Annotated in this window: 19 protein-coding genes; 12 read left to right on the top strand and 7 right to left on the bottom strand. The window is 52.6% G+C overall.

Going from position 1 to position 26,067, the window contains the following annotated elements:
• Positions 1 to 114: 114 nt before the first annotated feature.
• The gene (gene trxA / locus LJ739_RS18320; protein ID WP_229162947.1) at positions 115 to 441 is read right to left on the bottom strand and encodes a thioredoxin TrxA; all 327 of its coding nucleotides are present in this window, start codon (positions 439 to 441) and stop codon (positions 115 to 117) included.
• A gap of 101 nt (positions 442 to 542) precedes the next feature.
• On the opposite strand from trxA (LJ739_RS18320), the gene rhlB reads away from it, so the two are divergent.
• Both rhlB and LJ739_RS18310 read left to right on the top strand, forming a co-directional pair.
• The gene (rhlB, locus tag LJ739_RS18315; protein WP_229162945.1) at positions 543 to 1,826 is read left to right on the top strand and encodes an ATP-dependent RNA helicase RhlB; all 1,284 of its coding nucleotides are present in this window, start codon (positions 543 to 545) and stop codon (positions 1,824 to 1,826) included.
• Positions 1,826 to 3,340 (top strand): Ppx/GppA phosphatase family protein, encoded by a 1,515-nt coding sequence (locus LJ739_RS18310; RefSeq protein ID WP_229162943.1) that lies wholly within the window; start codon positions 1,826 to 1,828, stop codon positions 3,338 to 3,340. Before rhlB ends, LJ739_RS18310 begins: the two co-directional genes overlap by 1 nt.
• A gap of 28 nt (positions 3,341 to 3,368) precedes the next feature.
• Here LJ739_RS18310 and trxA (LJ739_RS18305) read toward each other — a convergent pair whose 3' ends face one another.
• Complete coding sequence (trxA, locus tag LJ739_RS18305; RefSeq protein WP_229162941.1) at positions 3,369 to 4,214, bottom strand: thioredoxin; 846 nt, start codon at positions 4,212 to 4,214, stop codon at positions 3,369 to 3,371.
• A 181-nt stretch (positions 4,215 to 4,395) separates the two neighbouring features.
• On the opposite strand from trxA (LJ739_RS18305), the gene LJ739_RS18300 reads away from it, so the two are divergent.
• The 7 genes from LJ739_RS18300 (at position 4,396) to LJ739_RS18270 (ending at position 15,745) form a co-directional block, all read left to right on the top strand.
• Positions 4,396 to 6,942 carry an EAL domain-containing protein gene (locus LJ739_RS18300; protein ID WP_229162938.1) on the top strand — a complete coding sequence of 849 codons (2,547 nt, stop codon included), beginning with the start codon at positions 4,396 to 4,398 and terminating at the stop codon, positions 6,940 to 6,942.
• A gap of 330 nt (positions 6,943 to 7,272) precedes the next feature.
• Complete coding sequence (locus LJ739_RS18295; protein ID WP_229162936.1) at positions 7,273 to 8,514, top strand: HlyD family secretion protein; 1,242 nt, start codon at positions 7,273 to 7,275, stop codon at positions 8,512 to 8,514.
• A gap of 3 nt (positions 8,515 to 8,517) precedes the next feature.
• On the top strand, positions 8,518 to 10,698 hold the full coding sequence (locus LJ739_RS18290; protein WP_229162934.1) for a peptidase domain-containing ABC transporter: 2,181 nt from the start codon (positions 8,518 to 8,520) through the stop codon (positions 10,696 to 10,698).
• Between the two features lie 4 nt (positions 10,699 to 10,702).
• Entirely contained in the window at positions 10,703 to 10,927 is a 225-nt protein-coding gene (locus tag LJ739_RS18285; protein ID WP_229162932.1) for a response regulator transcription factor, read from the top strand.
• Between the two features lie 136 nt (positions 10,928 to 11,063).
• Positions 11,064 to 11,255, top strand: coding sequence for a hypothetical protein (locus LJ739_RS18280; RefSeq protein WP_229162927.1), 192 nt, complete (start codon positions 11,064 to 11,066; stop codon positions 11,253 to 11,255).
• A gap of 46 nt (positions 11,256 to 11,301) precedes the next feature.
• Positions 11,302 to 12,282, top strand: a complete 981-nt coding sequence (locus LJ739_RS18275; protein ID WP_229162925.1) for an ATP-grasp domain-containing protein — start codon at positions 11,302 to 11,304, stop codon at positions 12,280 to 12,282.
• A gap of 124 nt (positions 12,283 to 12,406) precedes the next feature.
• Positions 12,407 to 15,745 (top strand): amidohydrolase family protein, encoded by a 3,339-nt coding sequence (locus LJ739_RS18270; RefSeq protein WP_229162923.1) that lies wholly within the window; start codon positions 12,407 to 12,409, stop codon positions 15,743 to 15,745.
• Positions 15,746 to 15,810: 65 nt separating this feature from the next.
• Here LJ739_RS18270 and LJ739_RS18265 read toward each other — a convergent pair whose 3' ends face one another.
• Positions 15,811 to 17,355 carry a hydroxymethylglutaryl-CoA reductase gene (locus LJ739_RS18265; RefSeq protein ID WP_324254917.1) on the bottom strand — a complete coding sequence of 515 codons (1,545 nt, stop codon included), beginning with the start codon at positions 17,353 to 17,355 and terminating at the stop codon, positions 15,811 to 15,813.
• 169 nt (positions 17,356 to 17,524) lie between these two features.
• On the opposite strand from LJ739_RS18265, the gene LJ739_RS18260 reads away from it, so the two are divergent.
• From LJ739_RS18260 to LJ739_RS18250, 3 genes are all read left to right on the top strand, one after another.
• Positions 17,525 to 18,544, top strand: coding sequence for a GGDEF domain-containing protein (locus LJ739_RS18260; RefSeq protein ID WP_229162916.1), 1,020 nt, complete (start codon positions 17,525 to 17,527; stop codon positions 18,542 to 18,544).
• 272 nt (positions 18,545 to 18,816) lie between these two features.
• Entirely contained in the window at positions 18,817 to 20,904 is a 2,088-nt protein-coding gene (gene fusA, locus LJ739_RS18255; RefSeq protein WP_229162915.1) for an elongation factor G, read from the top strand.
• A 127-nt stretch (positions 20,905 to 21,031) separates the two neighbouring features.
• Positions 21,032 to 21,811, top strand: a complete 780-nt coding sequence (locus tag LJ739_RS18250; RefSeq protein WP_229162912.1) for a PEP-CTERM/exosortase system-associated acyltransferase — start codon at positions 21,032 to 21,034, stop codon at positions 21,809 to 21,811.
• A 19-nt stretch (positions 21,812 to 21,830) separates the two neighbouring features.
• Here the strand turns inward: LJ739_RS18250 and LJ739_RS18245 are convergent, their stop codons facing one another.
• From LJ739_RS18245 to LJ739_RS18230, 4 genes are all read right to left on the bottom strand, one after another.
• Complete coding sequence (locus LJ739_RS18245; RefSeq protein ID WP_229162911.1) at positions 21,831 to 22,883, bottom strand: aldo/keto reductase; 1,053 nt, start codon at positions 22,881 to 22,883, stop codon at positions 21,831 to 21,833.
• Positions 22,884 to 23,009: 126 nt separating this feature from the next.
• Positions 23,010 to 23,789, bottom strand: a complete 780-nt coding sequence (locus LJ739_RS18240) for a DUF4097 family beta strand repeat-containing protein (RefSeq protein ID WP_229162909.1) — start codon at positions 23,787 to 23,789, stop codon at positions 23,010 to 23,012.
• Between the two features lie 85 nt (positions 23,790 to 23,874).
• A complete protein-coding gene (locus tag LJ739_RS18235) occupies positions 23,875 to 24,873 on the bottom strand; it encodes a hypothetical protein (RefSeq protein WP_229162907.1) in 999 nt (332 codons plus the stop codon).
• Between the two features lie 151 nt (positions 24,874 to 25,024).
• A complete protein-coding gene (locus LJ739_RS18230) occupies positions 25,025 to 26,053 on the bottom strand; it encodes a hypothetical protein (RefSeq protein ID WP_229162905.1) in 1,029 nt (342 codons plus the stop codon).
• Between the last annotated feature and the right edge of the window lie 14 nt (positions 26,054 to 26,067).

Here is a 26,067-nt window from a genome sequence, read left to right as displayed (position 1 = left end):
AAAATATGGCTTTGTCTGGGGTTGGTGAAGAGAATCGCTCAGAAACGGCGTGCAATAAGGTCTTGAGTGAATGACAGGGGTCACTCACGGTAACCCCTGCAAATTGAGAGCGAATTACAGGTTATCGTTCAGGAATTCAACCAACTGTGTTTTCGACAGCGCGCCGACTTTCGTGGCTGCAACATTTCCGTCTTTAAACAACAACAAAGTGGGGATCCCACGGATGCCGTACTTTGGAGGCGTTTCATTATTTTCATCGACATTCAACTTGGCAACTGTTAACTTGCCGTCGAACTCGCCTGCAACTTCTTCAAGAATCGGCGCGATCATTTTGCACGGGCCACACCACTCCGCCCAGAAGTCAACCAAAACAGGACTTGCTGCATTGATAACATCTGCCTCGAAACTATCATCTGATAACTTGATAATTTTGTCGCTCATATTTTTCTCCAAATTCGGTCTCGCGCTGATAGCAAATCAGCGTAGTCATGAGTGTTATATAGAAACTGTTTTTTAATGCAAGCACTGATAAGCTATAAGCTATGCAAACGACACATTTAACAAATACGCATTTCGCCGACCTGCCCATCCATCCGGATGTCGTTGCAGCATTGTCGGCAGCGAACTTTAAACACTGTACCCCAATCCAGGCACTCAGCTTGCCACACTTGCTTGATGGCCACGATATTGCCGGTCAGGCCCAGACGGGTACCGGTAAAACCATCGCCTTCCTGGTCGCTACTTTTCATCAATTACTGAAAAACCAAGCAGAGAATAAGCAGCAACCTCGTGCCATTATTATGGCCCCGACCCGGGAACTGGCGGTACAGATCCACAATGATGCAGAATTGCTCAGCCAACACACCGGATTGTCTTTAGGGCTCATTTATGGGGGCGAAGGTTACCAAAGTCAACGGGAGACCCTCGAATCCGGTGTGGATATTATTATCGGCACCACCGGGCGCATTATCGATTACTACAAGCAGGGCGTGTTCAAACTGGACCACATCGAAGTTGCAGTATTGGATGAAGCGGACCGGATGTTTGACCTCGGTTTTATTAAAGACATTCGCTACATGTTTCGTCGCATGCCCGCCGCAACCCAGCGACTCAGTATGCTGTTTTCAGCCACCTTGTCATACCGGGTGCAGGAACTGGCCTATGAGCACATGAACAACCCAACCCATGTGCAAGTGGAACCGGAACAAAAAACCGCCAGCCGCGTAAAAGAAGAACTGTTTTATCCATCCGATGAAGACAAAATGCCGCTGTTGCTGACATTGCTCGAAGAAGAATGGCCGGATAAAGCCATTGTGTTTGCAAATACCAAACACGGCTGTGAAAAAGTCCACGACTGGCTGGCCGCAGACAATCATCGGGTAGGCCTGTTGAGCGGTGATGTGCCGCAGAAAAAGCGACTAAAAATTCTTGATGATTTCAGCAAAGATCGGCTGGATATTCTGGTTGCCACCGATGTAGCGGCGCGAGGCCTGCACATTGAAAAGGTCACCCATGTGTTCAACTATGATCTGCCTGACGATGCGGAAGACTATGTACACCGTATCGGTCGTACCGGTCGTGCAGGCCGCAGTGGTCATGCAATCAGTTTTGCGTGTGAAAAATACGCCCTGAATCTGCCGGCTATCGAAGCGTATATCGACCACCCTATTCCGGTGACCGATTATGATGCCAGCCAGTTGTTGCAAGATATCACCACGCCCAAGCCAACACACCGTAAGCGAATGCAAAGCGGACGCTCGTACAACAAGCGCGGCACAGGCAGTGGCAGTGGCAGTAATAATCGTGGCCGGAGTCGTCAACGTTGATGGACAGACCGATCGCAGCACAAGCTGCGGTAGACACACAGCTCTACGCAGCTGTTGATCTCGGTTCCAACAGCTTTCACCTGGTGGTGGTCCGCGTGGTCGCGGGCAATGTCCAAATCATCGGCAAGGTTAAGCAAAAAGTCAGACTGGCCGCCGGCCTGGATGACGAAATGATGCTCGATGACGCCAGCATGCAAAGGGGCTGGGAATGCCTGAAAACCTTCGCGGAACGATTGCAGGACATTCCCGTCAATCACATCCGGGTGGTTGGTACTGCCACCCTTCGTCTGGCCAAAAACGCCAACGTTTTTATCCAAAAAGCAGAAGCCATTCTCAACCACCGCCTGGAAGTCATCAGCGGTGAAGAAGAAGCGCGCCAGATTTATCTGGGTGTTGCTTACACCTCCGCCAACCAGGGCAACACGCTGGTCATAGACATAGGCGGCGCCAGTACCGAAGTCATCGTCGGCAATGACATGAACCCCATTAGCCTAGTCAGCCTGGAAATGGGCTGTGTCACCTTTATGGAACGCTATTTTGTCAACGGTGAGCTCAGCGAGGCAAACTTTCGCAATGCCATCGCTGCCGCGCAACAAAAACTATTGCCGGTCAGGGATGACTTCGTGTGCTTTGACTGGCAGCAATGCCTTGGCGCATCCGGTACGCCCCAGGCTATCACTGAAATACTGGTTGCACAGGACATCAGTGATGCCATTCGGCTGGATTATTTGCACAACCTGATGCAACAGTGCATTGACTGTGGTCATATTGACCGCTTGAGTATTGAGGGTCTGGAAGAGCCCCGGCGGCCGATTTTTCCGAGTGGATTGAGCATTTTGATCGCGCTGTTTGAACAGTTGAAGATTGACGAAATGCAAATCAGTGGCGGCGCTCTGCGCGAAGGCCTGATTTATGGCATGCTGGACAATATTCAACACACCGATCGTCGCCTGCAAACCCTGCAGGAACTGGTCGCCCGGTTTCACATCGAAGCCACGCAGGCGCAACGGGTAACCCAGCTGGCGTTGCGGCTTTATGAACAACTGTGCGCACAATCGAACATCTGTAATTTTGATGCCCGCGCGGTGCTTGAAGCTGCTGCGACGCTGCATGAAATTGGTTTGCACATCGAATACAAGCAATACCATCAGCACGGCGCTTACATACTCAATCATCTGCCCATGCACGGTTACACTCAATTACAGCGAAAATGTATTCGGGATCTGGTCAGAAGCCACCGTCAGGAGCTCCAGGCGTCAGCCTTTGACAATTACCATCCGGATGTACGTCCGCTGATGTGGGCGTTGTCACGTATTTTACGTCTGGCTTGTTTGCTGTCCATGCGACGTAAAGATCACTTACTGCCAGACATTCAGCTGACGGTCACGACGGATACCTGGTCACTGACCTTCCCTGATGGCTGGCTGAAAGCCCACCCATTGATTGATGCAGAACTCGCCAATGAAAAGTGGCTTCAACACAAAGCCGGCTTGGTGCTGAATTGCCAGGGATAAAAAACGGGGCGCCTGGCCCCGTTTTTTATCAGTACAATAAGCTGTATATCTTACGCCGGAAGGTCGACTTTAACGGCTCACCATCGGGCAAGGCGTTAATCATATCCAAGGTGACTTTTTTGGCGTCACCAAAATTCAGGTCCGCACGCAACACATCAAACAACAGCGCTAAGGCTTCTTCGGGCTGATGGGCCTGATGCAATTGGACGGCCAAATCGACCTTTACCTGCATGTCATCAGGATGGGCGGCGAGTTTTTCCTGCAATGCTTTGATTTCAGGGGACTCGGCGGCTTGCTCGGCCAATTCAATTTTGCCACTGATAGCATGGTAGTAACCGTCCTGATCAGCCAACCCCACCGGCGCTATCAGGGACTTGGCCAATGCCAAATTGCCCATTTCCACCGCGCAATCGGCCAGTGCCAGACGAATATCGACGCGGTCGGCATTCAAATCATGGGCCTGTTTAACCAGCGGAAAAGCCTCGGCATAGTTGCCTTGCTGAATCAAAGCAACGGCTTGTTGGTAATCATCATCTTCCGGTTGTGGCAAATGACGTTGCAGCATTTCACGGATCTGTCCCTCAGGCTGGGCGCCAGCGAAACCATCAATGGGCTGACCGTCTTTCACCAACATCACCGTTGGTAAACTACGTACACCGAATTGGGCTGCGATCTCTTGTTGTTCATCGCAATTGACCTTGGCCAGGATCATGTGCTGAGAATACTCTGCGGCCAGCTTTTCAAGCACTGGCATCAGGGTTTTGCACGGCTCACACCAATCCGCCCAGAAGTCCACCAATATGAATTTTTCGGTGGACATCTGCAAAATCACTTGCTGAAAATTTTCCAGCGTAATATCGACAACATTATCCATGGTTAATCTCTGACTTTCGTTTGTCGCAATGATGGGGGCATCACTGGCAATTTACAACCTTCCCCACCCAGCTAAATCACTTTGCCGACAAGATTTATCGGTGCATCTTCAGGCACGCTGCAAGGGCTATCACAATCTGCTAGTCTAGGATGACGGGTCTCAATCAGACAGGGAAACACCAGTGCATCACTTCAGTGTCATCAGCTCACTGTTTTCAGCATCCATTGCGATCTGTCTGATGACCTTGTTGATGGTCGCCCTGACCCACCGAATTAAACAGGACGATGCGCCTTACTATTCGTTGCTATTGCTGTGTCTGAGCACCGCGGCTTACCAGGCGTGTACCTGGCAATACCACCTCAGCACCTCAGAGGCTGAGGCACTGTATTGGCTCAGAGGTCAAATCAGTGCCGCAATCATCGGCCTTGGCGCCTATGGGTGGGGCTTTGCCCAATGGAGCCGACAGGCCTTCCCACGGGTATGGCTGACAGCCATCTGTGTAGTTTCTGGGGTGCTGTTATTGGCCAATATGTTTGCCCAGTACCCATTACGGTTTGCCAGCATAACGGGTTTTGTTCCGGCACAGATCAGCGAGGGTGGAAAATTCGCGCTGCTGAGCGGAGAGCCCGGTAGCTGGAATTATCTGTATCATGGTTTCGGCGTATTCATTCTAATTTGGTCTTTGTGGCGGATTCAGTCGTTTTTCCGGCGTCGCAATTACTTGCTCAGTTTCGGCCTGCTGATGTTTGTAATATTGCAGTTATCAGGTTCTGTGATTGCTGTGGCAATAGATGCGGGGCAGGTGCACAGTGTGTACTTGTCCGGTTTCCCAATGGCATTTTTGTTGCTCTTTGTGGGTGTCGCATTTGCCCTGAGACTGACTCACCAAACCTATTATCTACGCCGCCAGATTGTTCGACGGCAGCAAATCGAAGGAGCCCTGAGCGCGCTGGCCAAAGGGGTATCCTCCCAATCTGAAGGTAACTACTATCGCCAATTATTGGACAATCTACTAAGCCTGTTCTCAATGCGCATGGGGATGATAGGGCTGCTTGATCCAAGTGGTCAGTCAGTGACCACCACATTGGCCATCGACAACGGTGAAACCCTTGAAAATTTTACCTATTCCCTCAACAACACCCCTTGTGAAAATACCCTGGCCTCGGATATTTGCCTGTACACGGATCATGTGGCGGAAGTGTTTCCTGATGATCAAGCCTTACAACATATGGGCATGCAAGCCTATGTGGGCGTGCCGCTGCAGGATGCGGGTCAAAAGCCCGTAGGACTGCTGGTGCTATTGCACGATGCGCCCATCAAGCCAAGGGAGGAGCATCTAAAGGTTTTACACGTTTTTGCGTCCCGCGCCAGCGCCGAACTGGCACGGGATAAGGTCGAAGCCAACCTGAGGGATGCGGCATTTACCGATGCGCTGACTCGGTTACCGAACCGCCTCGGCTTTTTACACCAGTTATCTGCGCGCCTGGAAGGTTCTGATGAGCCACAACTGCCCGCAATTTTGATGTTGTTCAACATCGATGGCTTTCGGGATATCAATCGCATCTATGGCCACGACATTGCCGAACTGGTGCTTCTGGAGGTCAACCACCGTTTAAGAGAGTACGCCATAGACGGCTACCTGCTGGGCAGAACTGGCGGCGACGAGTTTGCCGTTCTCATCGTACATACCTCCCCCCATCCGGCACCTCTCATCCCCCTGCATTGGGAAGCGTTAAGCGTCAAACTGGGCGCACCCATTTTACTCGGTAATCGCCATATTACCCTGCAGACCAGCATGGGCGCGGTTGTACTACCCGATATGGCAGAGTCTGCATCTGAGGCGTTGCGCCATGCTGAATCAGCGTTACGACAGGCGAAACAAGCCGGTAAACAACAATACCGGGTGTATGATCCGGTCTTACAGAAAAGCCAGGATCGCAAAGAATATCTGGAGCGGTTGCTGCAACAGGCATTGCGCGACGACCAGCAACTCAAGCTATTCTTCCAGCCCCAACTGAATGCCAATAACGAATGCGTTGGTGCAGAAGTCCTGTTGCGCTGGGATCACCCGGAGGAGGGTCCCATTTCACCGGCCGAGTTTGTGCCAGTGGCAGAGAAATCCGGCCTGATAAACGGGGTCGGACAATGGTTGTTCCGTGCCATCATCGTACAACTGAGAACCTGGATTGACCAAGGTGAGCAGTTGCCGCCCCAATGCTCCGTCAACGTATCAGCGCTGCAGTTGGCCGACGAGGGTTTTGTCAGTCACCTGCTCGCCTTGCTGAACCGGTATGAGCTGCCTGAAGGACTATTGGTGCTGGAAATTACCGAGTCAGGCTTTGTTGAAGACATGCAACAGGCAATTGAAAAGCTCCATCAACTCAGAAACCAAGGCTTGCGCATAGCCTTAGATGACTTTGGCACCGGCTACTCGTCCCTGAGCTACATACGTCAACTGCCGCTGGATGAAATCAAAGTCGACAAATCCTTTGTCGATCAACTCGACGACCCCACCAATCGAGGCTTGATTGAATCGATCCTGGCGATTGGTCGTCACATGTCATTGGACGTGGTACTGGAAGGCGTCGAATCAAAACAGCAATTGCGCCAATTGATCGCTCTGGGGTGCCACCGATTCCAGGGCTACTATTTCAGCAAACCTCTACCCGCCTCGGCTTTTCTCGCGTTTATAAAGCAACATAGCGATAAAAAAGCCCCTTTAACCTGACGTTTACCCCTTCCCCCCGCGGCATCTGCGAAGGAGATGTCCCACCAGCTTTATCACATGGCCTGATATTGAAAGCGCCACTGTCGTCTTACCCTAAGCTCAACCTGTCAGTCACTTGCAAGCTTCGGCTCTGCTAACACTGACAAAACAGGGAAGCGAGCCAGGAAGGCTTATTGCCAGGATGGCAATAGGGCGTGTCACCAAGGATGTTGTGCCAATGTCTCGGTAGATACCGGACCGATGCTACCGATTGTCACTGCGCGCCTTCAGGGAAGAGTGTCTCCAGGGAGGGAGCCCTGTTTTTCACCCATCGCTGTGGAGGAGCGCGACATGCATCAACCGTTGTTCAGACAAGCCGCCATTGACGCCCCGCGCAATGCGCATCACGGGCAGCCCCTGCTACAACCGACACGCCGACAATCGCTGTTCGCGTTAATGGTGCTGCTATTGCTCTGCGCTGCCGTGGCATGGCTGACATTGACGCAAAGGACCCAATACTTATCCGTTAATGGCTGGTTGGTGCCAGAAAACGGTCTGCTTCGGGTTTATGCCCCCCGCGGCATTGATCACGTTGAATCGGTATTGGTTAATGAAGGCGATAGGGTGCAGAAAGGACAAGTCGTCGCCCACTTGAGGCATGCTCAATCCTCGTTGGGCAGAGACGTGACGGCAACATTGTGGCAACAACAACTGGATGCTGTTGCCAAACAAGCGGCACTCGACCAGCAATTATTGTCCCATCAACGCATGTCTGCACAGCAGCAATTGGCCTCGGCGCGCCGCCAACAAACGCACCTGGAATCCCAATTGGATGTTATCCGTCAACGCATAGCTTCGATTCAACAACAGGTTGCACGAACGTCAAGATTGGTAGCCAGCAATGTAGCTGCCCGAGAAACCCTAACCCAACGCCAACAGCAGTTGATGAGTGAACAAAACACCCATTTATCTGTGCAACAACAACATGAATCAGCACAGGCAACCGTTCAACAGCACCTTGCTAAACTCGAGCAAATCCGGCTGACGGAGCAACAACAGCGTATTGCGGCACAAGCTTCGCTAAGCCAACTAAACCGTCAAATGGCCCTGCAACAGACAGCACAGACCTATGCCGTCCTGGCGCCTGCAGATGGGATCATCGCCAATCTGCACGTTGTTGCTGGTCAACGCGTCGCTGACGCATCACCGGTCGTAAAAATTATTCCTCGTCATAGCAGGCTTCTGGCCCGCCTGGCGGTACCAACGCACATGGCCGGCCAATTGATCCAGTATCAATCGGTAAGGTTGCGCATTGATGCGTTCCCGTACCGGCAGTTTGGCAGCCTGAAGGGCACCGTCATTGATATTGACGATGCCGTGACCTTGCCCAGTGAATTGCAGGATAGTCCGCTTTCGCTCGCCTCCGCCGCGTACCTGGTCACCGTCGCAATCGACGCTACTGACCATGGCAATCAAGTGTCGGCATTGCTCGGGTCTCTGCGTCTCGGAATGACCCTCATCGGGGACATCGCCACTCGGGAGCAATCCATGCTGGCGTGGATGCTGGAACCACTTAAAGGCTTCAGGAGTTGAGCCATGACATCAACTCACCTGACATTGCTTCCGGCGACCAATCGACTGTCTTTCTCGGTACGTCGACGACTGGAAATCCTGTTGCAATCACAAACCGGAGAGTGCGGCCTGGCATGCATCACGATGATCGCAAATTACCACCAGCACCTCACCGATCTGTTTACCCTGCGTCATCGCTACCCCAACCACGCGCAAGGCATGAATTTGCAGGATGTCTTACAGGTAGCAGCATCGCTTAACCTGGCAGGAAGAGCCATGCGGCTCGAACTGGAACAACTCCATGAGCTGAGTCTACCGTGCATTTTGCACTGGGATCTTGACCACTTCGTCGTACTGAAGCAGGTCAAGCGACGGGGCGTGTGGATCCATGACCCTGCCCAGGGTGAACGATGGGTTGACCTCAAAACCCTGAACACCGCGTTTACCGGTATTGCATTAGAGCTGACACCAACCGTCCCTCAATCAGCACAGCAGCCGGTCGCCAAGACCACCTTGGCCTCACTGTTTCCAGATACCAAAGTCCTGCTACCCGGACTGGGTATCATGGCCGTACTGTCATTGATATTGCAGGCACTTGCCATCGTCTCACCACTCTATTTGCAGTGGGTTGTGGACGATGTATTGGTGTTTGCCGACGTCGGCTGGCTCAAAGCGCTCACCCTGGGGTTTGTGCTGTTATTGCTGATTGAATTGCTCACTCGCTACGTTCGTCAACGGGTGGTGCTGCGCATGTCCAGTCAGATTGGCGTATTGCTGTCTCAGCGGGTTTTCATCCATCTGGTGCACCTACCACTGTCGTTTTTCCACACCCGCCATCTGGGCGACATTATGTCCCGATTTCAATCCTTGCATCAGGTCAGAGACTGGCTTGCCCAGGGCGTGGTGACTGTCATCGTCGACGGATTACTCGCCATCACGACTTTGTTCGTCATGTGGCAGTATGCGCCGACACTGACAGCTTGCGTGATCTTTTCGTCGCTGCTGTACCTGTTGGTGAGACTGCTAACTTTCGCCCGCTTTCGACGCACCTCGGAGCAACAGCTAAATGCCCAGGCAAGCGAACAAACCCATTTTATGGAAACCCTTCGCTCGATGCAGGCAATCAAGCTGTTTGGTTTGGAAGTCCAACGCCAAAATGACTGGGTTAATCGTTGGGTGAATGCCACCAACGAGCAAATCCGTCTCGGCCTGTTTAACCTCTGGTTTGATACCAGTTACGGCTTGCTGTCCGGGCTGACAAACGTGTTGGTCATTTTCCTGGGGGCAAGTGCGGTGTTACAAGGTCAGTTATCGGTCGGCATGCTGTTTGCGTTCGTTGCCTACAAACAGCGCTTTACCCACGCCAGCGAAGGCCTGATACAACAATGGTTGACCTTCCTGATGTTACGTCTGCACTTTGAACGTCTGGCCGACATTTTATCCACCCCGCACGAAGCGATTGGCGAACAAGCCGCCGCCGGCGTTCCCTGTGATGGCCGGGCTACCCCCGGTGGATTGTGTGTACGTGCACTGACCTTTTGCTACCCGGGTGCAACCTCCCCGCTCCTTGACCAGTTGTCCTTTGACATTGAGCCCGGCCAAACCATCGCCATCACCGGCACCAGCGGTTGTGGTAAATCAACACTGCTGAAATGTTTATTGGGACTGCTCAGGCAGGACAGCGGCGACATTTTATTTAACGGTACCGACATTCGCCAACAACCAGGCTACCGGCAACGCGTCGCAGCGGTACTCCAGGATGACACCTTGCTAAGCGGTTCGGTGCTCGAAAACATCGGCTTTGGCGAAACCACTATAGACATAGAGCGGGCCCATGAGTGCGCCCGGTTGGCGCAGATTGAACAGGATATTCTTACCATGCCCCTTGGCTATCACACCCTGATAGGGGATCTGGGCAGTCACCTCAGTGGCGGTCAGAAACAGCGGCTTTTGTTGGCTCGGGCCCTTTACCGCAAGCCGGACATCCTGTTCCTCGATGAAGCGACAAGTCACCTCGACATCGGCTGTGAAAACCATATCAACAGCCTGGTAGCAACCCTTTCAATGACCCGGGTGATCATTGCCCACCGACCTCACTCCCTGGCCCTCGCACAACGGATTTTGCGCCTCGAGAATGGTCGGCTGACAGATGTCACCCAGGTTGTGAAAAACGCAGTACCTCAACCATCACTAACGCAAGGATAAAGCTATGAAAACCCAACAACTGACTCACCAGGACGCGTTGTCTAAACGTGAATGGCAGGTGGCCAATAAAGTCTCTGAAGGACTCAGTAACCGATCGATTGCTGACCAACTGTTTATCAGCGAACGTACGGTTAAGTTTCACTGCACTAACATTTTTCGCAAGCTGGCGGTGTCCAATCGAAAGATGCTGATAACGTTGTTCGCTCGGCAACGATTTGAAAATGCCTGAGTTGTACATGGGGTGAGACACCGGTCGCGCCCCAAATCCCATCCAATGTCCAGTGTCAACGGCGCATTGATTGACTAGGCTTAATGTGGCAATCAACCGATTGCAAGGACATTTAAACCACGACAAGGAGTCGACCATGTCACACCCTTTTTCACACTTTACACCGATGGAAGATCATCAAACAACGGCCATTCAAGGCGGCGCACTGGTGCCAAAAACATCTCCCCCGCTGTCTGAGCAATCTCCGCCCGAGCCCATCATCAAGCCACCGGTTGGTTCAACCATGGCGATGGGTGAAGAAGGTGGGTTTCGCTACCCCTATGAATGATTAGCCAAGGCAGGCATAGGTCTGCCTTTTTTTCGGATGACAATTGATGACCTGTAGCATTATTTTGGGCAGTGAGCGTGACTACCATGCCCACCACCTCGCCAACTACTGCAAAAAACGCGGATGGCTCGTTCATTTGTTCGACGCGGCGGCGTTCCCTCATCGCGACCAGATCAGTTGGTCAACCGCTCCTCAACAAGGCTGGCTGAACATCAACGGAAAACATGTAGGGTTTGAGGATATCCACAGCGCTTTCTGGAGCTCTCTGGAGCCCCACGCACTGGCACCGTCACTGCAACCTCAGCAGCAAGGCATCGCCCTGGCGGATTGCAGTGCCATGCTGAAAACCTGGTTCCAATGGGATGGCATCTTTTGGGTGAATTCGTACGCGGCGATTCACGCCCACCGGGTCAAGCCTCGCCAAATGGCGGTAGCGCAAGCCCTCGGTGCTCTGATCCCGAAAACGTACACTGGCAATCAGCCAGCTGCCATTGTATCCCTGGCGCGACAATTTCCGTGTATTTTCAAACCCGTGTTTGGCGGAGATCATGCTGCACCGCTCACCCCTCACCATGTCAATAATGGTCACCTTGAGCGAGTGCTTCGCTATGCCCCGGTCACCGTGCAGCAATACATTCCCGGCACAAACGTCCGCACCTATGTGGTGGGACAGCGGCATTTCAGCGCAGAGATTCGTGCCACAACCATCGACTATCGCCAGGACCCCGACGCCAGAATTGTGCCCGTGACACTGCCTGACAAAATGGCTCGATTAGCGCTCTCGCTGGCTGACTCACTGGGAATGGTGTGGGGAGGCATTGATTGGCGTCTCAGTGATGACGGCGACTATTACTTCCTGGAAATCAATCCCAGCCCTATGTTCATTGGCTTTGAGCGTCAAACCGGTTTCCCCATCACTGAAGCGCTTTTTGACCTGTTGACCAACGTCACTGGTAGCTGTCATTCATCGCCGGAAATCAACCACTCAGCGCAACTCACCCCACCACCCAGACATCCGATACCCTGATCTGATCACATCCGCACAGTTATCACGTATAGTGGTTTGGAAAATCAATAATCAATGCTCGTTCGATGTTATTTACCGACCGTATTGATGCATAACAACAAACACAAACTCTCAGGAAATTGTCATGGTTACTCAGCTACAACGCATCCTGCGAAACGGGCTGCTGATCGGCACTGCCAGTTGCGCACTGACGATTGCATCCCCCGTCTTAGCTCAGTCTGAAGACGACACAGATTCTAAACCAGAATGGGACATCACAGCCCCGCCTTTCCCGTTGCATGATTTGACGATCAAAACCGATGAAATCACCTGGTCCAGCCTCGATATCACGCCCGACGGTGAGCAGATGGTGTTTGATATGTTGGGCAACATTTTCGTGGTCGATGCCAACGGCGGTGACGCAAAAGCCCTGACCCAGGATTTTGCCTGGAATCTTCATCCTACCGTCAGTCCTGACGGCAAGAAGATCGCTTTCATTTCGGATCGGGATGGCTTATCCAACCTGTGGGTAATGGATATCGACGGTAGCAACCCCACCCAAATCACCACCGAAAAAAATAACCTGATCCATTCCCCCAGTTGGAGTCCTGACGGACAATACATCGCGGTCATGAAAGGCATCATGTCGAGCCGCAGTATTCCAGCCGGCGAAATTTGGATGTATCACATCAGTGGTGGGGATGGCCTGCAAATCAAAGCGCGCCCGCACGGTAATGTCGAACAGAACAACATCGCTGATCCGGCGTTCTCACCTGACGGAAAATACCTGTATTTTACCACCGATGTCACGGGCAGCTCGCGATTCAACTACAACCGAGATCCACTCAAGGAAATCTTTGCCATTACCCGTTATGAACTGGCCACCGGGGAAGAACAAACCTTTGTGAGTGGTACCGGTGGTTCTGTCGTACCGACGCCTTCACCGGATGGAAAGTCACTGGCCTTTATTCGTCGCATCAAAGACCGCACTGCGCTGTTTGTCAAAGATCTGGAAACCGGCGTAGAACGGGTTATCTACCAACACCTTGAGCGCGACATGCAGGAGGGATTCGGTTCAGAAGGCTATTTTGCCTATTTTGACTGGACCCCGGACAACAAAGCAATTGTGTTCTGGACCGGTGGTAAATTTCACCGTATCGACGTCAACAACCAGCAACTGACAACACTGGCGGTGAATGTTGAAACGACCATGCAATACGCTGACGCTGTGCGCCATCAGGTCGATGTAGCTCCAGATGATTTTGACGTCAAGATGATCCGCTGGGCGCAAAAGTCACCCGATGGTGAATCACTTGTTTTCCAGGCGTTGGGTAAGCTTTACGTACGTGATGTTGACAGCGGTAAGACACGACGTCTGACCAAACAAGACGACCACGATGAGTACTACCCCCGCTATTCCAACGACGGCAAGTACATTGTTTACACCACCTGGAACGATCAGGCACTAGGCAGTGTGCGCATGGTGTCTGCCCGCGGCGGCAAAGGGAAAGTCGTTACCGAGCATCCGGGTCACTACATTGAGCCGAGTTTTTCCAACGACGGTTCCAAAATCGCCTATCGCAAAGTCACCGGTGGTTACCTGCTCAGTCCCAAATGGTCAGTCGACCCCGGGCTGTATGTGGTGGATGTAAAATCCAAACAAGCAACCCGCATAGCACAAAGTGGCTCGGCTCCGCATTTTTCAGCCGATGACGAGCGGGTCTATTTCACCACCAGTGTGTCCGGCTCAGACTATCCCGAAACCCAATTGGTGAGTGTTAACCTGCAAGGCAACGATCAACGGGAACACCTGTACGGTGCCGACAAGGTCAGTGAATACCGCGTATCGCCCGACGGTAAATGGGTTGCGTTTGTGCATCAGTACAATGCCTACGTTGCCCGTTTTCCAACCATCGGCAAGCGCGTCAATATCGGTCCTGACACCACCGCTTATCCTGTCCGGCAGGTCTCCAGTCGTGCCGGCGAGTACCTGACATGGTCTGCCGACAGCCAGCGCTTGAGCTGGTATCACGGTCCCTATTTCTTCGAACGTCCGTTAACAGAGGCCTTCGCGTTTATGCCCGGCGCGCCGGAAACCTTGCCTGAGCCGTTGAAGGAAGGTCTGGATCTGTCGTTTAAGCGCCCGTCTGACAAACCTAGCGGTTACAAAGCATTGGTTGGCGGCAAAGTGGTCACCATGCGCGATGCAGACAACACCCAGGAAGTCATTGAAAACGGCGTTGTTGTGATCAAGGACAATCGTATCGTTGCCGTTGGTGCCCAAGGTGAAGTCGAAGTGCCCGAAAAGGCTCAGATCATTGATGTAAGTGGCAAAACCGTGATCCCTGGATTGATCGATGCCCACGCGCATGGTGCCATGGGCTCCTACGAAATCATTCCGGATCAAAACTGGAGCCAGTTGTCCAATCTGGCATTTGGTGTCACCACAATCCATGACCCCTCAAACGATACCACCGAAATTTTCGCCGCCAGTGAGCTGCAAAAAGCCGGTGAACTTGTCGCTCCGCGCATCTTCTCAACCGGTACCATACTGTATGGTGCGGAAGCCCTGGGCTATAAGGCCATCATCAACAACTACGACGATGCACTTTTCCATCTGCAACGTCTTAAAGATGTCGGTGCCATCTCCGTCAAGAGCTACAACCAACCCCGTCGCGACCAACGACAGCAGGTTCTGGCTGCAGCGCGGGAGCTGGAGTTGATGGTTGTCCCTGAGGGCGGCGGTAAGCTGATGCAAAACCTGACCATGATGGTCGATGGTCATACCGGCCTGGAACACTCCCTGCCGATCGCCAAAGGCTACAATGATGTCACGCAGTTGTGGGCGGCTACCGATTTCGGTTATACACCGACCTTTGTTGTCTCCTACGGCGGCATGATGGGTGAAGAATACTGGTACGATCGCACTGAAGTGTGGAAAAACCCGCGCCTGACCCGTTACACCCCTTCCTTCCTGTTGGATGGTCGTGCCATTCGTCGTCCTACCGCGCCGGATAATCAGTACAACCACGTGAATGTCGCCAGTTACGCAAAAACCCTGCGCGACAAAGGTGTAGGCGTTCACATTGGTGCCCATGGTCAGCGTGAAGGTCTGGCCGCTCATTGGGAGTTATGGATCATGCAACAGGGTGGCTTCACGGCCTGGGAAGCCTTACGCGGCGGTACCATTGATGGCGCCAGACACCTCGGTATGGATCACAGTATCGGGAGTATCGAGTCCGGCAAGCTGGCTGATCTGGTGGTGATTGACGGAGACGTACTGACCGACTTACGTCGCAGTGAATACGTCACCTACACCGTGATCAACGGTCGGGTATATGACGCCGCGACCATGAACGAAGTGGGTGCCAAGCATCGCCGTGCCCCCTTGTTCTTCGAACAGGACAACGCGCTGTACATGCCGTCGGAAACACAACAGTACATCGATGCGAAATCCCACAAGCATCATTGGGTACACAACTAAAACCGTTGCAGCAATTGCAATAAAAAGGGCGCTTCAAGCGCCCTTTTTTTATCCCCTTCACAGACCTAACGGTTGCGACCGTACGCCTCGTGGGATGAAACCCAGTCTGATGATGAAATCGCCGACGCCAGGGAGATTTCTCCGGCCAGCGCCACAGCACCGACAATTTCGGCAAATTTCAACACCCGGTCACGGCCGTAACAGTCCATCAACTCCAGACACTCCCGCTGGGTACCAATACCCGTACCGCCGCCATAGGTCGCCACGATCAATGAAGGAATGGTCAGCGACAAGTACAGATCACCTTCGTCGGTCAGTTCGGAATACAGAATGCCGGCAGACGACTCCGACACATTCGCCACGTCTTGGCCGGTGGCAATGAACATCGCGGTGATGCCATTGGGTGAATGCAAGCCGGTGTTATTCACACCCGATAAAAATGACCCCACGGCGGCAACGCGACCGTGATAATCAATCTGTTTGGGTTCAACACGCATGACATTGAGCAAATGCTCTCGCTTAATGGTCGCCTCAGCGATGACCCGCTTACCCCGCGTCCGCATAATGTTGATCTGTGACGCTTTCTTATCCGTCGCCAGATTGGATTCCAGATAGAAATTCTTGATCCCCGGATAGTGATCCAATATCCAGCCGCAGGCCGCAAACGTAGCCCGACCGACCATGTTCTGCCCGGCTGCATCACCGGTTTTGTAGTTAAAGCGCAGGTAAGCAAATTTGTTCGACAGGATCCGGTCAATGTACGTCAGCTTGGCCACCGTCGACGTGGCTTCGGCTTCTTCACGAATTTGTTCAATGTTTTCATCCACCCACTGGACAAAATCCCTCGCCCCGCGGGCATCCTCGAACACAAAAACCGGCGCGCGCTGCATGGCGTCTTCGACCACGGTGACTTTTGCACCGCCGTTCATGTTGAGCAGCTTAATTCCACGGTTGTACGAAGCCACCAGTGTTCCTTCGGTGGTCGCTAACGGCACCAGGAACTCACCTTTGGCATGTTCACCGTGCACAATCACAGGCCCAGCCAGGCCCATCGGCACCTGCGCTACACCGATAAAGTTCTCGATATTGCCTTTCAGGGTCTGGGGATCAATGGAGTACTTGCCAACATGATTGACGGTACCACCGGTGTACTGCTCAAAATACCGCTGGCGTTCAGCAATCACCTTTTCACCGTAGTCGTCCATCGGGTCCCGGGGAATTTTGCTGTCATCCTCTGTGGGTTCCGTCAGTACATCTTCCACCGCAAAACTGAGCTTGCCAAACGGCGTTGCTTCAAAGCTGATTTCAATGCAAGATTTTTGCTGCTCGGGACCATGCTCAACGTGCAAAATGATGCCAACACTGGCCCGCAACGGAAAGGGTAGGTCATCACCGTCATTGAGCTCGGTAAGCGGCATCATGTGATCGGGACTGATCTGCACACTGATCTTTTCCGCCGGCACTTCACGCCCATCCAGAATGATCTTATTGACTCGCTTCAATGTGGCGTCTTTGAGTCGGTTTTTGAGCAGGAATTTGACCCCGCCAGGCACACTGCTCAGGCTGCCGTGGGTATACAGTTGTTTCAGCAAAATTTTGGGTATAAACACCGAACGCTCTCCTGTTGTACTGCGTTTTTTTAAAGCTGTAGGTTCGAGGTTGACCCGAACCCGCGCTTGTCACCATGATCTGGCGCAAGCCTGTTGTAAATTTTTTGTAACTACTACACATTCTGTATAGGCTGTAAACAGAGCTTTTGGCAACGTATTTGGTACCGGCATGAGCGATAAATCCATAGAACAGACTTTTGAAAACCTGAAGAAAACCGTGCCGCTGCTGATCAAACACCACCTTTCGGCCATTCCGACCCACTATGCCCTGTGGTACACCTACGTGGCCAATGAACAACCTTCGCTGAACAAAGCCATTGAGCAAGCGTTGGCCGATGGTGGCAGTGTGTCGGCAGCAAAGTCTGAAGCGCTGTTTCGCGAATTTGTTGCCGACGAGCAAGACATGACAGCCTGGCAACTGCGCCAGTCCATGGAGGCCATGCTGCAGGAGCTGGACCATTCCATGCAGGACACTCGCAGCGACACGCAGGTGTTCAAGCAGGTCATGGATTCAACCCTGGACGACCTTTCCAAAGTCGAAAAAGAGGGCTGGAGTATGCAGGAGGTGATGGCACTGGTGCGTAAACTGGTTAAAGAAACCCAGGCCATCCGCAAAAGCACCATCACCTTCAATGGCGCGTTGCAAAGTGCCAATCAGGAAATTCAACAATTGCGGGCGAAGCTGGCCGAAAGTGAACAGGCTGCATTGTATGACGCGTTAACCGGCTTGTGTAACCGACGTTATTTCGACTCTGAAATTGACAGCAAACAGGGGGTCACCCCCTTGAGTATCATCCTGCTGGACCTCGATCATTTCAAACAGATCAATGACAACCACGGTCATTTAATGGGCGACTTGGTGTTAAAAGCGGTTGCCAAAAAACTGCAGGATGTGTGTCGGGATACCGCCCAGGTCTTCCGCTACGGCGGTGAGGAATTCGCCGTTCTGATGCCCGGGTCTGCCCTGCCAACTGCGCGACAGTTGGCGGAAACCATGCGTCGCAGTGTGGAGAAATTGGTGGTCAAAGACCGTCGCAGTGGTAACGTACTCGATGGCATCACGGCATCGGTTGGCGTCGCAGAGCGGCGCAGCAAGGAATCGGTTGAGCAGTGTATCGACAGGGCAGACGGTTACCTGTACGATGCGAAACGACTGGGGCGCAACCGCGTGATGCCGATGTCCTCCTGACACAAGCCGAATTCCGATCATTTACGCGCGTTTTCTGCAAAATTCGCCTTTAATTGTCATATTCCGGCGCAATACTGCGACTCACCGGTGATTATTTTAGCACCCATTTTAGTCCGAAATTTGTCCTAACTGACTGGGAACTAGGGAGTTTTTACTTGACGCCTAAACAGCCTATTTCAAGTAATTGATTTAAAACGAAAACGAATCATGTATCTGTGGCCAATTTCTTGTATAATGCCGCGCAATTTTTTATCAGAACATAGAGTGAAGCAATGTCCGACCTATCGTTATATCGTAACATTGGTATCTTTGCCCACGTTGACGCGGGTAAGACCACCACTACTGAACGTATTTTGAAACTGACCGGTAAGATCCACAAGACCGGTGAAGTACACGACGGTGAATCTACCACCGACTTCATGGAGCAGGAAGCTGAGCGTGGTATTACCATCCAGTCAGCAGCGACTACCTGTTTCTGGAAGAACCACCGCATGAACATCATCGACACTCCCGGACACGTTGACTTCACCGTTGAAGTTTACCGTTCACTGAAAGTGTTGGACGGTGGTGTTGGTGTATTCTGTGGTTCTGGTGGTGTTGAGCCCCAGTCAGAAACCAACTGGCGCTATGCTAACGAATCTGAAGTATCACGTATTATCTTCGTGAACAAACTGGACCGTATGGGTGCAGACTTCTACCGCGTTGTTGACCAGGTCAAGCGTGTTCTGGGTGCAAACCCACTGGTCATGACCCTGCCTATCGGCATCGAAGATGACTTCAAAGGCGTTGTTGACGTACTGGAACAGAAAGCATACATCTGGGATGACTCTGGTCTGCCAGAAAACTACGAAGTCGTAGATATCCCTGCTGACATGGTAGAAAAAGCTGCTGAATACCGCGAGCAACTGGTTGAAACTGCCGTTGAGCAAGACGACGACCTGATGATGGCTTACATGGACGGTGAAGAACCTTCCATCGAAGACCTGAAGCGTTGTATCCGTAAAGGTACTCGTGACCTGGCGTTCTTCCCCACGTTCTGTGGTTCAGCGTTCAAAAACAAAGGTGTTCAGAACGTTCTGGACGCGGTTGTTGACTACCTGCCTTCACCCACCGAAGTTGATCCTCAGGACCTGACAGACGAAGAAACCGGTGAGCCTACTGGCGAGAAAGCGGTTGTTTCTGTAGATGAGCCTTTCCGCGCGCTGGCATTCAAAATCATGGACGACCGTTTCGGCGCCCTGACCTTTATCCGTATTTACTCCGGTAAACTGAACAAAGGTGACACCGTACTGAACTCTGCGACCGGTAAAACCGAGCGTATCGGCCGTATGGTGGAAATGCACGCCAATGACCGTACTGAGCTGACGTCTGCCCAAGCCGGTGACATCATCGCTGTTGTGGGTATGAAGAACGTACAAACCGGTCACACCCTGTGCTCTACTGCGCACCCTTGTACGCTGGAGCCAATGATCTTCCCTGAGCCGGTAATCTCTATCGCTGTTAAGCCTAAAGATAAAGGCGCAACTGAGAAGATGGGTATCGCTATCGGTAAACTGGTTGCAGAAGATCCTTCCTTCCAGGTTGAAACTGACGAAGATTCCGGTGAAACCATCCTCAAAGGTATGGGTGAATTGCACCTGGACATCAAAGTTGACATCCTGAAGCGTACTTACGGCGTTGAGCTGGAAGTGGGTCAACCGCAGGTTGCATACCGTGAAACCATCACTCAGTTGGTTGAAGATTCTTACACCCACAAGAAGCAGTCTGGTGGTTCTGGTCAGTTCGGTAAGATCGATTACCGCATCAAGCCTGGTGAAGTGGGTTCTGGCTTCACGTTCCAATCTACTGTTGTTGGCGGTAACGTACCAAAAGAATTCTTCCCTGCCATCGAGAAAGGTTTCAAGGTGATGATGGAAGAAGGTCCTCTGGCGGGTTACCCGGTACTGGACGTTGAAGTTGAGCTGTTCGACGGTGGCTTCCACGCTGTTGACTCCTCTGCCATTGCGTTCGAAATCGCCGCTAAAGGTGCATTCCGTCAGACCATGCCAAAAGCTGGTCCTCAGTTGCTTGAGCCGATCATGAAAGTTGACGTGTTCACGCCAGACGATCACGTAGGTGACGTTATCGGTGACCTGAACCGTCGTCGTGGCATGATCAAAGACCAGGAAGCCGGCGCTACCGGTGTTCGTGTTAAAGCAGACGTACCTCTGTCCGAAATGTTCGGCTACATTGGTCACCTGCGTACCATGACCTCTGGTCGTGGCCAGTTCTCCATGGAGTTCAGCCACTACATGCCTTGTCCGCAAAACGTTGCTGAAGCTGTCATGGCTGAAGCCAAAGAGCGTAAAGCGGCCAAATAAGGTCAACTGACCCTATCTTCTGAAAAGCCCCGCCAATGCGGGGCTTTTTTTTATGCCCGCACAATTGCTTTTCAGACAATTATTCAGTTAGATAAGCAGATGTAGCCAACCTGCCCGCTGAAGTCTGATGGTCGATAACCGGCGCCGTTCAAATGTCATTCCACTGTTTTCTAACAGTGCATCCCGCCGCGGTGTCCACCCGGTGGTTGAACATTTCATGCATTACTTCGAACCAATCCCGGTCACCGACAGCCACCAGCAACAACAGTGTTATGCATTGCGGCACCAGGTGTATTGTCACGAACTCGGCTTCGAACCGAGGCGGGACAATGGCGAAGAAAGTGACAGTTATGATGAATATGCCCGCAGTGTGATGGTTAATCACGCCCCCAGTGGCCAGCTGGCCGGGTGTATCCGTATCATCTGCCCCGACAATGACCAGCAGTTGCTGCCGCTTGAACGACTCTATGCTGCAACTGAGGGCGCGCTGTCCATCCAACCTTCAACCTTGCCCAGAGACAGCATCTGTGAGCTTTCCCGCATCGCCATATCGCCGTTGTTTCGACGGCGTACCGCGGACAGTCATCCCGGTGCCGCCACCGGTGTCATCGATGCCAGTGCCTACGGGGATCTGGAAGTGCGCTGTTTTCCGCTGCTTGCCATGGGGTTGTACTTATCTGCTGTGGCGCAGTGCTGTCAGCTTAAGCGTCAGCACGCCTTTGCGATGATGGAACAGTCACTGGTCAGCAGCGTTGAGCAGGCCGGACTGACCCTTGAACAGATTGGTGAGTGGCGCGACTATCACGGCCAGCGTGCACCATTTTTGATCTCACCGATGGCACCAAACCGCCATTCAGACGGCCTGCGCAGCTTACAACAGGCCATTGAGGCGGCGTTGTCCGGTTGATGATGACGTTGTATTGGGATTAAAAAGGCGCGGTAAAACGCTTTATCACTGCCGCAACCGCCGCTTGCGCCTCGTCACTCAGTGACAGGTCAAAGGCAGCCAGATCCTCTGCCAGTTGTTGCGTTGACGTCGCGCCGATAATGGTCGAGGTCACACCATCGACCTGATGGCACCAGGCCAATGCCAGTTGCGAAGGGGTAAAACCCAACTCCTGCGCCAATGCCACATAGTGTGCCACCGCTTGTTCCGATTGCGGGGTATTGCGAAACAGTCCCTGACGCTGAGTTAAGGTCCAGCGGCTACCATCAGGGCGGGCACCATTGAGGTATTTTCCGCTCAGCATACCACCGCCCAGCGGCGACCACGGCAAGTAGGCCACTCCCTCATGCGCGCATTGTTCTATCAGGTAAGGCCAGTCTTTACTGTGTAACAGACTGAATTCGTTTTGGATCGACACGATACGTGGCAGATCATGGGCTTCGCTGAGGGACAAAAATTGGCTGATCCCCCAAGGCGTGTCATCAGACAGCCCGCAATAACGGATCTTGCCCGCTTTCACGCAGGCGTCCAAACCACGCAAAATATCCAGCATACCGTCCCGTTGTGCCTCAGTATCAACGTCCGTAAAGCGCACCTGATTTGGCCATTGCTTGCCGAAATGAGGAGAGGTGCGGTTCGGCCAGTGCAACTGAAATACATCGATGTAATCGGTTTGTAGCCGCTGCAGCGACGCATCGACCGCGGCTTGCACAGCAGCTCCGGTGATGTCTCCGCCACCCCGTATATAGCCAAGACCATTGCCGGCTATCTTGGTGGCGAGTACCAGTTGGTCCCGTTTGTCGGCATGCCGGGATAGCCAGTTGCCAATGATGCGTTCTGTGTCTCCGTAGGTGTCCTGATTCGGCGGTACCGGGTACATTTCCGCGCTGTCGATAAAATTCACCCCGTGATCGAGTGCCATGGCCAATTGCTGGTCGGCGTCTTGCTGGGTGTTTTGCTGCCCCCACGTCATCGTCCCGAGACAGATAGGAGATACCCGCAAATCACTGCGGCCAAGAGTTACGTAGCGCATGTCAGAAAGCCTCACGTTCAACACTGATGAACGTATTGCACCATGTTTGACAACGAGGCACCAGTGCCGACACGACGAAAAAGGCCCGCCATAAGGCGGGCCCAATCGTTCTATGACACAACAAGACTATTTGCGGTCGCGAATGTTGCGCAACTGCACGCGGCCGGACCCGTCATCGATAAGGTGGAATGACTGGGCGTCATCAACATCGATATTACCTGAGCCGTCATCCACCACCACGTCGCCGTTAATGGTCACCAGCTCGATATTGCCGGAACCGTCTTCCACTTCAACGTCACCGGTCACCGTGCGCACTTCGATATTACCCGAGCCGTCATCAATTTCGACGTTTCCGGTCACGGTATACAGCGCCAACGCGCCAGAGCCATCGTCAATGTTAACATTCCCGGTTACCGTGGTGATTTTCAGGTCACCGGAGCCATCATCCACATAAAGCGCACCGGTGATCGTGTGGATTTCAAGATCACCGGAGCCATCGTCCACCCGTACCGTGTTCTTGATATCACTGATCACGGTGTTGCCCGCGCCATCGTCAACCTCAAGCATCAATCGCGACGGCAGTTTTACATCCACATCCATGTAGACATCAGCATTGCCCATGCGGCGATGGAATTTCGCCACCAACAACGCTTTATCGCCCCGCTGGGTCAATGACAATTCAATATCACCGGGTTCCAACTCATCGAATTCGCGACCACCGAGTTTCACGTCGACCTGAATATCTTCGAGTCCATCGACACCTTTGACCCGCAGTTCGCCCCGTCCGGCATCGATGTACAGTTCATTGATATCAGCACTATTGAGTTCGAGGTTACGGGTTTCATCGGCGTGAGCTGCGCCCTGGGCCAACAACAATGCGCTGAGCGCAATAGGCAGTGTTTTCATGATAGTCCTTGTCTTTACACGTTGATTTGAACCTTAGTCGCCAGCCCACCCAAAAAGGTTTAAAGGGCCGGCGAAAAGAATGTTATCAGGCTTGGCTGACCGGAAGGCGCTCGGTCATGTTGCCGGGTAACCAGCGCAGCACCCAGGCACGGCTGTTGTGCCAGTAGGCTGACAACAACAGCAAACTACCACCGACGATAACACCGGTAATCGCAAAGCTGTAGTTGGCCAGTGCCGACGTTTCCATCAGATTCGATAGCGCATAGACCACGTACACCAGCGCAGAGACCATGATTGCCCGGCGATCGACCGCCATGGAAATTAACACCAGAAACAGGTACAGGCCAATCACAATCAACGATGTGCTCAAACCGGTGATGCCGTCGATGATGCCCAGGCCGGAAAATACCGGATGAACCAGCATAGGCGCGGCCAACAGGTGTAACCAGAACGCCACGTCACTGCGACGAGTCTGGCGCTCAGGATCAGACATGTCCCAATACATCGCCAGGCCAAAGGTCAGCACACCAAAGGCGAACAACAATTGCAACAGCAAGGACGACGCCATGGGATACACAGACGCAATGACGCCCATGGTCGCGCCGATGCCGGCGGCACAGCCGGCAGCAACCGTGATCGGCACCCGGAAACGACGCCAGTGCAGCCATGCGGCGCCTAACGCCAGCACACCAGCAATGATGAAATGCAGCTCCTGCGGATGGTGCTGATAAGTCACCGGTACAGCGAACACTGCGCCGACAAAGGTCAGCAACAAACCAATACCGGGTAACGCCATACGACGGCGTTTAACAAAGAATTCGGCCAATAACCAAGCCGCGATTGCAACGGCACTGGCACCTAGCATGGGATGCACGATCCCACCCAGACCGCCCAGAGAAACCAATAACAACGCGCCGGCGATCACGACAAAGACATCATTAAAGCCACTCAGTAAGCGAAACGATTCTTCGTCGGCCAGGGACGTTTGGCGGGATTGCGCCACAAAGTGGCGGAAAGCGTTAACCTGCGCTGTATCGAGCACCTGATGCTCTACCGCAGCATTTAAATCATCATCAGTGTACATGTGTTAATCCTTTTTGTTTTTGACACACCGATAATGCAAGTGCCAAGCCAGCAAAAATACTCTTTATATTCAATGATTTAAATATTAATGCCAACTTCACTGTGGTTAATTTCGCCACCCAATTGGCGTAATTGACAGCGATTCTGCGATTTTACTCATTGGTTTCGCTGTCTAGCTCATCGGGCTGTAGTGGCACAGTTTCGACCTCGCTCACAGGGCTGGCTACTGTGTCGACGTAACGTGGAATACACGCCGCAACATCAAATTCAAACCCAATCTCATTGTCCGCTTTTTGGGCCACTAACATCGAGTCTTCATCGATGATCAGTGAGCGCTGATGTGGTGCTTTCTGACACATCGAATCGGGATAGGTTTCAAACCAAAAGATGAACGAGGCGATGAGACGATTCAGTATCGGAGTGACCGGTTCGACCTCAATGTTGCTTTGCGGCGTTTTGCGTCCAACTGTTACCTGCAACTGAGTCTCCTCTGTGCCATCTTCTTCAGTCGCCTGGCTCAGGGTTGCCAGTTGCTCGTCAAACAAGCCTATCTGCTGGGTGTACGGCTCCATCACCGCCACCAACACACTCATCACAAAGGGGATCATCACAACACGCATCAACATGGTCACAATCACAAAATGTTCATCTTCCCAGTGCAGGCGCACTTTAATCCGTACCAGGCGCAGTAAAATCCCCAACATCAACCACAAGTTAAGTAACAACAACGCGAGTGCCAGAAAAGCCACCGACGCAATCAGCAACCAGTAGGGCAACATCAATAGCGTGGTAAAACCAAGCGTAAACACAAATGGCGTGGGCTCCATGCCGACAATGGCACTGATTTTCATTGCCGATACCGCGAGCGACACATTGGCGGTGGTGGCGTACAAAATAACGATGACGCCTTTACCGAGACGATGATCCCACAACCGTTGGAACAAAAACCACAATTCCCGCAGCAAACCAACGCCGGCGATGGCCCCTACCAAAAGCCATTGCTGGTCTTTTTCAGGTGTTTCGTTTGCCAGCCCACCAATGGCCACCACCGCGGCCAGCAAATAGCACCATTGAGTAAAGTTTAACCCGGCAATTTTCTGACTGAAGCTTGCGCCTCGCCATGGCAGTTGGGGTAGCCAACGTTTCCAGGCCGGTTTTTCAAGATTGGGAAGGGCATCCATGTTCAATTCACTGC

Origin of the sequence: Fluctibacter halophilus, assembly GCF_020687825.1 — a bacterium.
GTDB lineage: Bacteria > Pseudomonadota > Gammaproteobacteria > Enterobacterales > Alteromonadaceae > Fluctibacter > Fluctibacter halophilus.
The sequence above is the reverse complement of the archived record's forward strand: the minus strand, read 5'-3'. Positions and strand labels throughout refer to the sequence as shown.

Bases quoted from the DNA above. Each gene is read 5' to 3' on its own strand.
- LJ739_RS18250 (WP_229162912.1), top strand. From the start codon at position 21,032: ATGGTCGATAACCGGCGCCGTTCAAATGTCATTCCACTGTTTTCTAAC.
- LJ739_RS18270 (WP_229162923.1), top strand. From the start codon at position 12,407: ATGGTTACTCAGCTACAACGCATCCTGCGAAACGGGCTGCTGATCGGC.
- LJ739_RS18230 (WP_229162905.1), bottom strand. From the start codon at position 26,053: ATGGATGCCCTTCCCAATCTTGAAAAACCGGCCTGGAAACGTTGGCTA.
- LJ739_RS18235 (WP_229162907.1), bottom strand. From the start codon at position 24,873: ATGTACACTGATGATGATTTAAATGCTGCGGTAGAGCATCAGGTGCTC.
- LJ739_RS18245 (WP_229162911.1), bottom strand. From the start codon at position 22,883: ATGCGCTACGTAACTCTTGGCCGCAGTGATTTGCGGGTATCTCCTATC.
- LJ739_RS18260 (WP_229162916.1), top strand. From the start codon at position 17,525: ATGAGCGATAAATCCATAGAACAGACTTTTGAAAACCTGAAGAAAACC.
- LJ739_RS18310 (WP_229162943.1), top strand. From the start codon at position 1,826: ATGGACAGACCGATCGCAGCACAAGCTGCGGTAGACACACAGCTCTAC.
- LJ739_RS18295 (WP_229162936.1), top strand. From the start codon at position 7,273: ATGCATCAACCGTTGTTCAGACAAGCCGCCATTGACGCCCCGCGCAAT.
- LJ739_RS18290 (WP_229162934.1), top strand. From the start codon at position 8,518: ATGACATCAACTCACCTGACATTGCTTCCGGCGACCAATCGACTGTCT.
- LJ739_RS18240 (WP_229162909.1), bottom strand. From the start codon at position 23,789: ATGAAAACACTGCCTATTGCGCTCAGCGCATTGTTGTTGGCCCAGGGC.
- trxA (WP_229162947.1), bottom strand. From the start codon at position 441: ATGAGCGACAAAATTATCAAGTTATCAGATGATAGTTTCGAGGCAGAT.
- LJ739_RS18275 (WP_229162925.1), top strand. From the start codon at position 11,302: ATGACCTGTAGCATTATTTTGGGCAGTGAGCGTGACTACCATGCCCAC.
- rhlB (WP_229162945.1), top strand. From the start codon at position 543: ATGCAAACGACACATTTAACAAATACGCATTTCGCCGACCTGCCCATC.
- LJ739_RS18280 (WP_229162927.1), top strand. From the start codon at position 11,064: ATGTCACACCCTTTTTCACACTTTACACCGATGGAAGATCATCAAACA.
- trxA (WP_229162941.1), bottom strand. From the start codon at position 4,214: ATGGATAATGTTGTCGATATTACGCTGGAAAATTTTCAGCAAGTGATT.
- fusA (WP_229162915.1), top strand. From the start codon at position 18,817: ATGTCCGACCTATCGTTATATCGTAACATTGGTATCTTTGCCCACGTT.
- LJ739_RS18285 (WP_229162932.1), top strand. From the start codon at position 10,703: ATGAAAACCCAACAACTGACTCACCAGGACGCGTTGTCTAAACGTGAA.